At 64.8% G+C, this 12,589-nt stretch carries 13 protein-coding genes; all 13 read right to left on the minus strand.

Going from position 1 to position 12,589, the window contains the following annotated elements:
• Positions 1-42: 42 nt before the first annotated feature.
• On the minus strand, positions 43-1,242 hold the full coding sequence (gene trpB, locus Q8R61_RS07455; RefSeq protein ID WP_305535812.1) for a tryptophan synthase subunit beta: 1,200 nt from the start codon (positions 1,240-1,242) through the stop codon (positions 43-45).
• Positions 1,239-1,886, minus strand: coding sequence for a phosphoribosylanthranilate isomerase (locus tag Q8R61_RS07460; RefSeq protein ID WP_305535813.1), 648 nt, complete (start codon positions 1,884-1,886; stop codon positions 1,239-1,241). Before Q8R61_RS07460 ends, trpB begins: the two co-directional genes overlap by 4 nt.
• Positions 1,871-2,650, minus strand: a complete 780-nt coding sequence (gene truA / locus Q8R61_RS07465; protein WP_305535814.1) for a tRNA pseudouridine(38-40) synthase TruA — start codon at positions 2,648-2,650, stop codon at positions 1,871-1,873. Before truA ends, Q8R61_RS07460 begins: the two co-directional genes overlap by 16 nt.
• On the minus strand, positions 2,647-3,273 hold the full coding sequence (locus Q8R61_RS07470) for a CbiQ family ECF transporter T component (RefSeq protein WP_305535816.1): 627 nt from the start codon (positions 3,271-3,273) through the stop codon (positions 2,647-2,649). The genes truA and Q8R61_RS07470 overlap by 4 nt, the downstream gene beginning before the upstream one ends.
• Positions 3,266-5,680, minus strand: coding sequence for a FimV/HubP family polar landmark protein (locus tag Q8R61_RS07475; RefSeq protein ID WP_305535817.1), 2,415 nt, complete (start codon positions 5,678-5,680; stop codon positions 3,266-3,268). Before Q8R61_RS07475 ends, Q8R61_RS07470 begins: the two co-directional genes overlap by 8 nt.
• 133 nt (positions 5,681-5,813) lie before the next feature.
• The gene (gene asd, locus Q8R61_RS07480) at positions 5,814-6,926 is read right to left on the minus strand and encodes an aspartate-semialdehyde dehydrogenase (RefSeq protein ID WP_305535819.1); all 1,113 of its coding nucleotides are present in this window, start codon (positions 6,924-6,926) and stop codon (positions 5,814-5,816) included.
• Positions 6,927-7,017: 91 nt separating this feature from the next.
• Positions 7,018-8,094, minus strand: a complete 1,077-nt coding sequence (leuB, locus tag Q8R61_RS07485) for a 3-isopropylmalate dehydrogenase (protein ID WP_305535821.1) — start codon at positions 8,092-8,094, stop codon at positions 7,018-7,020.
• Positions 8,095-8,174: 80 nt separating this feature from the next.
• Positions 8,175-8,813: a 3-isopropylmalate dehydratase small subunit gene (leuD, locus tag Q8R61_RS07490; RefSeq protein WP_305535823.1), complete on the minus strand. Its 639-nt coding sequence runs from the start codon at positions 8,811-8,813 to the stop codon at positions 8,175-8,177.
• Between the two features lie 5 nt (positions 8,814-8,818).
• Positions 8,819-8,953 carry an entericidin A/B family lipoprotein gene (locus Q8R61_RS07495; protein WP_059751398.1) on the minus strand — a complete coding sequence of 45 codons (135 nt, stop codon included), beginning with the start codon at positions 8,951-8,953 and terminating at the stop codon, positions 8,819-8,821.
• A 10-nt stretch (positions 8,954-8,963) separates the two neighbouring features.
• Positions 8,964-10,367: a 3-isopropylmalate dehydratase large subunit gene (gene leuC / locus Q8R61_RS07500; protein WP_305535825.1), complete on the minus strand. Its 1,404-nt coding sequence runs from the start codon at positions 10,365-10,367 to the stop codon at positions 8,964-8,966.
• Between the two features lie 39 nt (positions 10,368-10,406).
• Positions 10,407-11,570: an MFS transporter gene (locus tag Q8R61_RS07505; RefSeq protein WP_305535827.1), complete on the minus strand. Its 1,164-nt coding sequence runs from the start codon at positions 11,568-11,570 to the stop codon at positions 10,407-10,409.
• A gap of 147 nt (positions 11,571-11,717) precedes the next feature.
• Positions 11,718-11,918, minus strand: coding sequence for a dodecin family protein (locus Q8R61_RS07510; RefSeq protein ID WP_305535829.1), 201 nt, complete (start codon positions 11,916-11,918; stop codon positions 11,718-11,720).
• A 79-nt stretch (positions 11,919-11,997) separates the two neighbouring features.
• Positions 11,998-12,534 (minus strand): flavin reductase family protein, encoded by a 537-nt coding sequence (locus Q8R61_RS07515; protein ID WP_305535830.1) that lies wholly within the window; start codon positions 12,532-12,534, stop codon positions 11,998-12,000.
• Positions 12,535-12,589 lie beyond the last annotated feature (55 nt).

Below are 12,589 nucleotides of genomic sequence, written 5' to 3' on the forward strand. Positions count from 1 at the left end.
TTGTTCTTCTGAAAAATGCGCTTCAATTGGCCGGGGTCGGGTCTACAGCGTGATGCCCGCCACCTTGGCCACGGTGTTGATGTCCTTGTCGCCACGCCCGGAAAGATTCACCAGGATGATTTTGTCCTTGCCCAGGGTCGGCGCCAGTTTCTTCGCATGCGCAACGGCATGGCTGGATTCGAGCGCGGGGATGATACCCTCGTACCTGCACAGGTCGTGGAAGGCGGCCATCGCCTCGTCGTCGTCGATCGCGACGTATTCGGCGCGGCCGGCATCCTTGAGCCAGCTGTGCTCGGGCCCGACGCCGGGATAGTCGAGGCCGGCGGAGACCGAGTGGGTCTCGATGATCTGGCCGTTGTCGTCCTGCATCAGGTAGCTGCGGAAACCGTGCAGCACGCCCGGAGTGCCGGCCGACAGCGGCGCCGCGTGCTTGCCGGACGCGATCCCGGAGCCGCCGGCCTCGACGCCGATCAGGCGCACGTCCTCATAGGGAATATAGGGATGAAAAATGCCGATGGCATTGGAGCCGCCGCCGACGCAGGCGACCACACAATCAGGTTGCCGCCCGGTCAATTCGGGCATCTGCACGATGCATTCGCGGCCGATCACGCACTGGAAGTCGCGCACCAGCATCGGGTACGGGTGCGGGCCGGCAGCGGTGCCGAGGATGTAGAACGTCGACTCGACGTTGGTGACCCAGTCGCGCATCGCCTCGTTCAGCGCATCCTTCAGCGTTTTGGAGCCCGACGACACCGGCACCACGGTGGCGCCCAGGAGCTTCATGCGGAAGACGTTGGGCGACTGCCGCGCGACGTCTTCGGCGCCCATGTAGACCACGCATTCCATGCCGTAGCGCGCAGCGACCGTGGCCGAGGCGACGCCATGCTGGCCGGCGCCGGTTTCGGCGATAACGCGCTTCTTGCCCATGCGTCGCGCCAGCAGCGCCTGGCCGATGGTGTTGTTGATCTTGTGCGCGCCAGTGTGGTTGAGATCTTCGCGCTTCAGGTAAATCTGCGCGCCGCCATAGGCCTCGGACAAACGTTTGGCGTGGTACACCGGGCTGGGACGGCCGACGTAGTGCTTCAACTCATATTCGAACTCGGCCAGGAAGGCGGGATCGTTGCGCGCCTTTTCATATTCGACACGCAGTTCTTCCAGCGCGGCCATCAGGGTTTCGGCGACGAAAATACCGCCATAGGGACCGAAGTGGCCGCGTGAATCGGGTAGATCGGTGAGCTTCATGTTGCCTTTGCCTTCGCAATGAATTGCGCAATCTTGTGCGCGTCCTTGATGCCCTTGGCGGCGACTGCCGCCCCATTTAATTGCATCGCTGCCTCAACGCCGCTGGACACATCCACCGCCCACGGACGCACCTGCTGGACGGCGGCGGCGACATTGACCGGGGTGAGACCGCCCGACAGCACGATCGGTTTCGGCAGATTGGACGGAATCAGCTTCCAGTCGAAGCTTTCGCCGGTGCCGCCCGGCACGCCGGGAACGTAGGCGTCGAGCAACAGGCCGCGCGCGGTTTCGAAATCAGCCGCGCATTTTAGCAAATCCGTGTCGGCCGTGACGCGAATGGCCTTGATGTAGGGCCGGCCATGGCGCGCGCAGTCGGCGGGCGACTCGTCGCCGTGAAACTGCAGCAGGTCGAGCGGGACGGCATCGAGCACACGCCGGATGAACGCAGCATCGGCGTTGACGAACAGTCCCACGCTCTGAACGAAGGGCGGCAGCGTACGCACCAGTTCGGCAGCGGCCTCGATCGACAGATTGCGCGGGCTTTTTTCGTAGAACACGAAACCCAGCGCATCCGCCCCCGCATCGCAGGCGACGTGCAGATCCTGCACCCGGGTGATGCCGCAGATTTTTACGCGAACAGCCATCGTTCAGAGCTTTCCGGCAGGGCAAAGTGCGCAGGATACCGGATATGGGTGAGGTACAGCCCGGCAGCGTCGAAGGTGGGCGCAGCCAGCGTGCGATCGCGACCGTGCAGGATCTCGCCCACCCATTCCGGCGCCCGGCTGCCGGCGCCGACCTGGACCAGACAACCCATCAGGTTACGCACCATGTGATGCAAAAAGCCATCGGCGCGGAAGTCGCATAAAAGGTAATCGCCACGCCGCTCGATCTCTGCCAGGCGCAACTCCTTGACGGGAGACTTGGCCTGGCATTCGGCGGCACGAAACGCGGAAAAATCGTGTTGTCCGATCAGGTGGGCGGCCGCTCGGTTCATTGCGTCGATATCGAGCGGGCGATGGTGCCAGCCGATCACCCCCTGGTTGATGCCGGGCCGCACCGGATGATTCAGCAGCACATAGCGGTAGCCGCGCTGGGTGGCGGCAAAACGCGCGTGGAAATCCTCGCCCACTTCGCGCGCCCACAGCACCGCCACGCCGGCCGGCAGGTGGCTATTGACGCCACGCACCCAGGCGGTCAACGGACGCTGCGCATCGGTATCGAAATGCGCCACCTGGAACGCCGCATGGACGCCGGTATCGGTGCGACCGGCCGCGGTGACCGCGGTTTTCACGCCGGCGATCGTTGAGACCGCGGCTTCCAGCGCGTCCTGCACGCCGCAGCGCTGCGGTTGCGACTGCCAGCCGCAAAAACCGACGCCGCAATATTCCAGACCCAGTACGACTCTCATGCCAACCCGATCACCATCCCAAACAGGCCCACGAGTATGACGGCGCTGTCGCGGCTTTGCCAGCGTTCGGCTTCGAGGGTGTATGTGGTCGGCGTTCCCTCGTCGGGCAACGGTACGCGCAGCGCATCCAGCCAGTTGGCTGGTTTGGGCGCGCGTTCGACATAGTCGAGCGTCAGGCCCAGACGCACGGCGAAGGCGCGACGGTCGAAGCCCAGCCAGGTCAGCGGCCAGGCCAGGACATAGAGGCCGTAAATCAGACGCGGGCGGCTTGTGCTGGCCAGCAGCAGCGCCAGACCGGCCAGCATCAGCGCCAGCCGCCCGACGCGCAGCACGCCCTGCTGCACGCCTTCCAGCGCCGGGCTGGCCCAGCCCAGCGCCGGCCACCATGCCGTCCCAGGCAGCAGATAGGCATAGGTCAGCAGCAACACCAGCAGCAGCCAGCGGGTACGCCGCAACAGACGCAGCAACTGCAGGCGGACCGGTGCAAACAGAAAGGCCGTCGCAGCGGCGACGGCCAGAAAGATCAGCGGGGTCTGCGCGGCGCGTTCCACCGTCACCGCCCACCCGCACCACAACAGGATGCGGGCGGCCGGGTGCAGCCCACCAGGGCGAACACTAGCCAAGCGTGCTCAGCATGTCCTTCGCGTCGGCCTGCTGCCGGTCGCTGCCCTCGGCCAGCACTTCGTTGAGGATTTCACGGGCACCTTCCTTGTCGCCCATTTCCACATAGGCGCGCGCGAGGTCGAGTTTGGTGCCGACTTCGTCGAGCTCCAGATCGTCGCTGTCGCCCGACTCGCCCAGATCGAGGTCGAGCGCGCCGAAATCGAATTTCCCATCGGCATCGTCGCCCGTATCCAGGTCGAGATCGAATTTCGACGCATCGTCCGGCGCCGGCAGATCCAGATCCGGCAGGTCGAAATTGAGGCCCTGGGTATCCATTTCGACATAGCCCGATTCGGGTGCGGCAGCAGGCTCGCTGCCCGCATCGAAATTGAGAGCAGGAGCGGCCGTTTCGAATTCGAGCGGCGCACGCGTGTCAACAGGCTCAGGCTCGGACTTAGGCTCAGGTTCAGCCATCTGGGTATCGAACGCCACCGCGCCGCCCGCGATGGCGGCGGTCCCGGCAATGGCCGCCAAGGGCGTAGCGGTGACCGGCGCGTCGTCGGACTGCACGCCGCCGTACAGGGGGTTGGTCGGGTCGATCGCACGGCCCATCTCGCAGGCCTTGTCCCACAGCGGGCTCGATTTGCTGCCGAGCGCGGCATAGAGTTCGCCGGCCACCGCCTCGAACGCGACGGGGTTGTGGCGGGCCGCATAGATTTCCAGCAACTTGACGCGGATTTCAGGGCGGTCCGGGTTCTTGCCGATGGCTTCCTTGAGAATTTCCTCCGCCTGAGCGTCGCGGCCATAGGCCATGTAGACCTCGGCTTCGGCAATCGGGTCGACGTCGTGGGTGTCGATGGTACCGAGACCGGCCTGGCTGAAGTCGGTGAGGAAGGATGTGTCGCCGGTATTGACGCTGCCCCCCGAGGCGGCGCCGATCACCGTGTTGGGCTGGATGTCGCCGCCGGTCATGATGCTGTCTTCCAGCGAGGTGCCGAGCGTCTTGCGGCGACGGCCGCCGCCGGCCATCATCCACCACAGCACGCCGCCGAGACCGAGCGCGGCCAGACCGCCGCCCCAGTACATCGGATTGGCCAGCAGCGGGTCATACCAGTTGTCAGTGGAAGTGGGCGCGGCCGGCGGTGCAGCCACGACCGGCGCCGGGGTGGGCGGCTTGGGTGCAGGCTCGGCCACAGCAGGCTCGGGCGCAGCTTCCGCCGGGGCCGGCACTGGCGGCGCAGCTTCGCCATTTTGCGCCTGTTCCTTCATGTCCGCCAGTTTCTGCAGATCCTGAACCTGTTTTTCCAGCATGGCCACACGCTGGCCGGATTCACTCAGCGCCTTTTCGCGCGCGGTCGCGTCTTCTTCCTGGGCACGCAGTTTTTCCTGCAGCACACGGGCCTCGTCCGCCTTGGCCGCCGCAGCGGCAGACGGCGGCGTGGCCTTGGACAGCTTCAGCACATCCTGCTGGGCCTCGGGTGCCGGCTTGGCGCGATCTTCCACTTTGGGCGTGACCTTGCCGCTGGCGGCCTGGCCCGGTGCAGCCTCGGCCTCAGGTGCGGCGCTGACCGCGGCAGCCAGCTTCTGCCGGTAGGCGCGCCAGTCTTCGGACTGCAAGCGGACTTCCCGCACAGCTTCCTGTTGCGGAATGGCCGCCACCGCCTCGGCGGAGGGGACACTGAGCGTTTTTCCTGCCTTCAGGCGGTTCATGTTGCCGTCGAAGGCCTGGGCGTTCTCGCGATAGAGCCCGAGCAGGGTCTGCTCCAGACTGACGCCGGCAGGTCGCACCCGGCTGGCGATGCCCGACAGGGTATCGCCGCGCTTGACGGCCACGCTGTCCGGCGTCGCGGCCTGCGGGGCCGGGGTGGGGGCCGGTGTCGGCGCGGGCTTGGCCGCGGCCGGTGTCGGCGCAGCAGTCACAGCCGGTGCGGGGGCGGGCGTGGGGGCAGGTGCGGGCGCGGGCCTGGCGGCGGGGGCCGGGGTCGTCGGCGCAACCGCAACCGGGGCCACGACCTGCGGGCCACCCATGCCAGGCGGATCGAGCAGGACGGTGTATTCGCGAACCAGCCGGCCTGAAGCCCAGTTCAGCTCGATCAGCATGTCGATGAAGGGATCGTTCACCGGACGGTTGGAGGTCACTTTCAGCACGGCCCGGCCGTCAGGCTTTTTAACGACCGAGAAGCGCAGGGAGGACAACACCGGGGCGTATTCGACGCGCGCATCGCGGAACGCCTGGTCGGAGGCGAGATTGGCCGACAGGCTGTCGAGTTCGGCCTTGTCGGCGGCGAACAGCTCGATTTCAGCCGCCAGCGGCTGGCCCAGCGCCGAAGTAATCGACAGCTTGCCGAGGCCGGCGGCATGGGCCATCAGCGGCAGGGCAATCAGACCAGCGGCCACCAGTTGGGTGGTGAAGCGCTTCAATTTCATCCCGTATCTCCCTATTCGCCCCGCTCGACGGGGCTGTTGAATCCTTGACGCCACTATTGACGGCTCGGCAGGCGCAATCTTTAGTGCAATAACCGCACCAACCCGTGATCCGTCCCTGTCACCCCTTGCCCGATCAGGCTTCCAGCAGGATCCGCAGCATGCGGCGCAGCGGTTCCGCCGCGCCCCACAACAACTGGTCGCCCACCGTGAACGCGGTCAGATACTCGGGACCCATGTTGAGCTTGCGCATGCGCCCGATCGGCACGGTGAGCGTGCCGGTGACCGCCGCCGGGGTCAGTTCGCGCATGGTGATCTCGCGGTCGTTCGGCACCACCTTCACCCACTGGTTGTGGGCAGCGATCAGGCCGTGGATGTCGGCCAGCGGCACGTCTTTCGTCAGCTTGATGGTGAGCGCCTGCGAATGGCAACGCATCGCGCCGACGCGCACGCACAGGCCGTCGATGGGGATCGGCTTGTCGCTGCGGCGCATGATCTTGTTGGCCTCGACCTGCGCCTTCCATTCTTCCTTGGACTGGCCGGATTCGAGCGCGACGTCGATCCACGGAATCAGGTTGCCGGCCAGCGGCACCGGCCAGGCGTCGACCGGGTAACGGTCGGAGCGGATGAAATCGGCCACCTTGCGGTCGATTTCGAGGATGGCGGACGCCGGATCGGCGATCAGGTCCATCACTTCCGTATGCACCGCGCCCATCTGCTGGATCAGCTCACGCATGTTGCGCGCGCCGGCGCCGGAGGCCGCCTGGTAGGTCATCGGCGACACCCACTCGACCAGCCCGGCGTCGAACAGGCCACCCATCGCCATCAGCATCAGCGACACCGTGCAGTTGCCACCGACGTAGGTTTTCACCCCGCTGGCGATGCCATCCCGAATCACGTTGCCGTTGACCGGGTCGAGAATGATGATGGCCTCGTCCTTCATGCGCAGGGTTGAGGCGGCGTCGATCCAGTAGCCGTTCCAGCCCGCCGCGCGCAGCTTCGGATACACCTCTTTCGTGTAGTCGCCGCCCTGGCAGGTGATGATGGCGTCGCACAGCCTCAATTCGTCGATGCTGTTGGCGTCCTTCAGCGGCGGCACGTCGCGGCCGATGTCTGGCCCCTTGCCGCCGACGTTCGACGTGGTGAAGAACACCGGATCAATATGGTCGAAATCGCGCTCTTCCTTCATGCGGCCCATCAGCACGGAACCCACCATGCCGCGCCAGCCGATCAGTCCTACCTTCATCATGTTCGTCTCCAAAAAATCCTGTCCGCGAAGGATGCGAAGGTTTGCGAAGAAAAGCACTTCTTGGCGTTTCTTCGCGTCCTTCGCGGAAAAATCACATCGCCTTCACCACCGCGTCGCCCATTTCGCTGCACGACACCTTCTGCGTGCCCTCAGTCCAGATGTCGCCGGTACGCAAGCCTTGTGCGATCACCTTCTTCACCGCGTTCTCGATGCGGTCGGCGGTATCCAGGTCGGCGAAGGTGTAGCGGTACATCATCGCCACCGACAGGATGGTCGCCAGCGGATTCGCCAGGTTCTTGCCGGCGATGTCGGGCGCGGAACCGTGGATCGGCTCGTACATGCCCTTGTTGTGTTCGTCGAGCGAGGCCGACGGCAGCATGCCGATCGAACCCGACAGCATCGAGGCTGCGTCCGACAGGATGTCGCCGAAGATATTGCCGGTGACGATGGTGTCGAACTGCTTGGGCGCGCGGATCAGCTGCATCGCCGCGTTGTCGACGTACATGTGGGACAGCGCGACCTCGGGGTAATCCTTCGATACCTCGATCATCACTTCCTTCCACAGCTCGGAGCATTCCAGCACGTTGGCCTTTTCCACCGAGCACAGCTTCTTGCCGCGCTTCATCGCGATGCCGAACGCGACATGCGCCACGCGGCGCACTTCGGACTCGGAATACAGCATGGTGTTGAAGCCGACGCGCTCGCTCCCCCCGGTTGGGCTTGGCCGGACTTCGATGCCGCGCGGCTGGCCGAAATAGACGTCGCCGGTGAGTTCGCGCACGATCATGAGGTCGAGCCCGGAGACCACTTCGGGCTTCAGCGAGGAGGCGCCCGCCAGCTCGGGATACAGCAGCGCCGGGCGCAGGTTGGCGAAGAGATTGAGTTCCTTGCGGATGCGCAGCAGGCCGCGCTCGGGACGCAGCGGCCGGTCGAGCGTGTCGTACTGCGGGCCGCCGACGGCGCCAAGCAACACCGCGTCGGCTGCGCGCGCCAGTTTCAGTGTCGCCTCCGGCAGCGGGTCGCCCGCCACGTCGTAACCGGCGCCGCCGATGGGCGCTGTTTCCATTTCGATCTTGGCGCCGTCGGCCTTCAAAACCTCCAGAACCTTGACCGCCTGCGCGACAATTTCCGGACCGATGCCGTCGCCGGGAAGCACTGCTAATTTCATTTCAACTCCGTAAGGGGTGAGGCGAAATACGTGAAGCGGGGCGCCAACTGCGCCTCACCCCTCACGGCTCACCCTCACCATCAATTGAACAGCCACGGCGCTTCGACACGGCGCCGTTCTTCATACGCCTGGATCTTGTCGCCCTGCAACAAAGTCAGACCAATATCGTCGAGGCCATTCAGCAAGCGATGCTTGCGGCCGCCGTCGACCTCGAACGCCAGCACCTCGCCGCCCGGCGTGGTGACAGTCTGCTTGTCCAGATCGACCTTGAGCCGGTAGCCCTCGCCGGCTTCGCACTCGCGGAACAGGCGTTCGACCTTTGCGGCGTCGAGCACGATCGGCAGGATGCCGTTCTTGAAGCAGTTGTTGTAGAAGATGTCGGCGAAAGACGGCGCGATGATGGCGCGGATGCCGTAGTCTTCCAGCGCCCACGGCGCGTGCTCGCGGCTCGATCCACAGCCAAAGTTGTCGCGCGCAAGCAGCACGCTCGCTCCCTTGTAACGCGAGAAATTCAGCACGAATTCGGGGTTGGGCGTGCGCGTGGCGGGATCCCCGCCCGGCTCGCCGTGGTCGAGGTAGCGCCATTCGTCGAACAGGTTGGGGCCGAAGCCGGCCCGCTTGATCGACTTCAAAAACTGCTTGGGAATGATGGCGTCGGTATCGACGTTGGCGCGATCGAGCGGCACCACCAATCCATCGAGTGTGGTGAATGCCTGCATGCTGACTAGTTGCCCGCCTTGCTTCCGGCTTTTTCGATCGAATCACCCGCTTTTTGAACATCCTGGCCAAATCCTTCCATGGTGTTGCAGCCCGCCAGGGTGAAAGCAGCGGCCATCAAAACAGCGATCATTGATTTCATGGTGTTTTCCTTAAAAGTGACGTACATCGACAAAATGCCCGGCGCATGCGGCAGCAGCAGCCATCGCCGGACTGACCAAATGGGTGCGGCCGCCCTGCCCTTGCCGCCCCTCGAAATTGCGGTTGCTGGTCGACGCGCAGCGCTCGCCCGGCTCCAGCCGGTCGGCGTTCATCGCCAGACACATCGAGCAGCCCGGCTCGCGCCATTCGAAGCCGGCCTCGACAAAAATCCTGTCCAGGCCTTCGGCTTCGGCCTGCTGCTTGACCAGACCGGAGCCCGGCACCACCATCGCCAGCTTCACGTTCGGCGCCACCTTGCGGCCCTTCGCCACGCCGGCGGCTTCGCGCAGGTCCTCGATCCGCGAATTGGTGCACGAGCCGATGAAGACCTTGTCGATTCGAATGTCGGCGACCGGCGTGTCGGCCGCAAGCCCCATGTATTCCAGCGCACGCGTCCAGTCGTGGCGCTTGACCTCGCTCGGCGCATTGGCCGGGTTGGGCACGCTGCCGCCGATGGTCGTGACCATCTCGGGCGAGGTGCCCCAAGTCACCTGCGGCTCGATGGCCGCGGCGTCGAGCTCGACCACGCGGTCGAATTTTGCATCGGCATCCGTATGCAACGTGTTCCACCATGCGACGGCCTGATCCCACGCCGCGCCCTTGGGCGAGTAAGGACGGCCCTTGACGTAGTCGATCGTGGTCTGGTCGACCGCGACCATACCGGCGCGGGCGCCGGCTTCGATCGCCATGTTGCACAGCGTCATGCGCCCTTCCATCGACAACGCGCGGATCGCCGAGCCGCCGAATTCCAGCGCGTAGCCGGTGCCGCCGGCGGTGCCGATCTCGCCGATGATCGCGAGCGCGATGTCCTTCGCCGTCACGCCTTTGCCGAGCGTACCTTCGACCTTGACCAGCATCGTCTTCGACGGCTTCTGCCACAGGCATTGCGTAGCCAGCACGTGCTCGACTTCGGAGGTGCCGATGCCGAACGCCAATGCGCCAAAAGCGCCATGCGTCGACGTATGCGAATCGCCGCACACCACGGTCATGCCGGGCAGGGTCAGGCCTTCTTCGGGGCCGATGACGTGGACGATGCCCTGACGGATGTCGTCCATCTTGAATTCGGTGATGCCGAACTCGGCGCAGTTGGCGTCGAGCGTTTCCACCTGCAGGCGCGAGATCGGGTCGGCGATGCCCTGGCTGCGGTCGGTGGTCGGCACATTGTGGTCGGGCACGGCGATCGCCGCGTCAACCCGGCGCGGCGTGCGGTGGGCGAGCTTCAGCCCTTCGAACGCCTGCGGGCTGGTGACTTCGTGCACCAGATGGCGGTCGATGTAGAGCAGCGTGGTGCCGTCGGCTTCGACGTGGACCACGTGGGCGTCCCACAACTTCTGGAATAGGGTCAGTCCTGACATGCGGAATTAGGCGTCAAATCGCGTAAAACGCTGATTATTTCATAGCTTGACGGCTGCAGGCACGGATTTTGTATTCCCCCACAGCGCATAAACGACCCAGGCCAGCGCCGCGCTCACCGCGGCCAGGGTAAAGGTCCACGCCGAACCCAGCGTATCCCAGGTCAGGCCGCTGGCCAGTCCGCCGATGGTGCCGCCGACGCCGTAAGAGATGCTGGTGTAGAGCGCCTGCCCGCGCGCCTGGTGGCGGCCGCGAAAATGCTGGTGGATCAGCGCCACCGCCGCCGCGTGATAGGTGCCGAAGGTGAAGGCATGCAACGTCTGCGCACCCCACACCACCCACGCCGATTCCACCCCCCAGGCGATCAGCAGGAAGCGCAGCACCGCCAGCGCGAAGCTCGCCAGGATCAGCTTGCGCGGTGTCACCTGGGCGAAGATGCGCGGAACGATCAGGAAAATCCCGATCTCGCACAGCACGCCGAGCGCCCACAGCCATCCCACCGTGGACTTGTCGTAGCCGTGGTCGACCAGGTAAATCGAATAGAAGGTGTAGTACGGCCCGTGCGTCACCGCCATCAGCAGACAGGCGGCCAGCAGCGAAGCGACTTCGGGACGCTTCAGCACGTCCCAGACCGGGATATGGTCGCCGGCGTGCGGCAGGATTTCGGCCTCGGGGATTACCCGCGCGAACGCGGCGATCCCCAGCATCAAGAGCAGCACCGCCCACGGCAGCCAGGCGATGGAAACGAAATCGAACGCATACCCCAGCCCCACCACCACGATGATGAAGCCGATCGAGCCCCACAGGCGGATGCGGCCGTAGGTGTCGGTGCGATCGCCCAGATGCGACAGCGTCATCGCCTCGACCAGCGGCAGCGACGCGCTCCAGAAAAAGCTCAGCCCCGCCATCACCGCGAACATCCACCAGAAGCTGCTGCCGAAGAACACCCCGGCGAACACAATCACGCTGCCCAACGCCGCGACCTGCACGATCGCGGTACGGCGGCCGGTGCGGTCGGCGATGTGGCCCCAGATGTTGGGCGCGAAGATCCGCATCACCTGCAGCAGCGACATCAGCACGCCGATCTGGAACGCGTTGAACGCCAGCGACTGCAGATACAGCCCCCAGAACGGCGACATCGCACCGACGAAGGCGAAATAGAAGAAATAGAAACCGGACAGACGCCAGTAGGGAAGATTGGGCATGAACTCAGACTGCCGCGCAGGCGGCAAAAACGCAGCGCGCATTATGCAGCCTAGGGCCGCATGCAGAGAAACGCCGGCGCGGCTTCGGCATCCATGCTGGGAAGCGCACGCGCGACGCAGGCCGGGCGCACCCGGCTTCAGCCAGGCCTACTTCAGGACGAAGGTCAGTTTCATCCTCACGCTGTATTCGGCCAGCTTGCCTTTGTTCACCTTCACGCTCTGGTCCATCACCCAGGCGCCGGTGATGTTGTCCAGCGACTCGGCCGCCTTCGCGACCCCCTGCTTGATCGCGTCCTCGAATCCCTTTTTGGAACTCGCCGTGACCTCGATGGTTTTTGCGATGCTCATGTCGTCCCCTTCCGTTTTAACAGGATGTCCAGCATTCAGCCTATCAACTGGCGCGCGGAATCCAACCGTTAAATGGTCGCTATTTCATCCTCGAGCGCAGCCTGAGCGTTTCGCCGGCCACCGCGAACACGCCGTTGCCGCGATGATGCAGCGTTTGCGGATTCCTGATGGCACGATCGACCCATGCCTGCACCCCTTCCAGAACGAAAAAGTTGTAGCGGTTCACCAGCCGAGTATCGGCCACCCGGCATTCCAGGCTGGCATAGCATTCGGCGATCAGCGGCGCCCGCACCTGGGCGGCCTCGACCGGCGTGAGGCCAAATTTCGCAAATTTGTCGACCTTGGCACCGGAGCAGTTGCCGATGCCCACCACCTGCTTCGCCAACTCCTGCGTCGGGATGTTGATCACGCATTCCTTCGTCGCGCGCAGCGTATCGAACGAGGCATTGCGCCCGCTGATCACGCAGCCGACGAGCGGCGGTTCGAACTCCATCATGGTGTGCCACGACATCGTCATGATGTTGGCGCGCCCCTTGCGGGCAGTCGTCACCAGCACCACCGGGCCGGGCTCCAGCAGGCCATACACCTTGGCGAGCGGACAGGATCGTTTTGCCATGGCAGCGCACCCTCGCAGTAAGCAATTCATTTCAGCTTAGTCGGTCCGGGTCGCC

This window comes from Thiobacillus sp. (genome assembly GCF_030696885.1).
In the GTDB taxonomy this organism is placed as follows: Bacteria; Pseudomonadota; Gammaproteobacteria; order Burkholderiales; family Thiobacillaceae; genus Thiobacillus.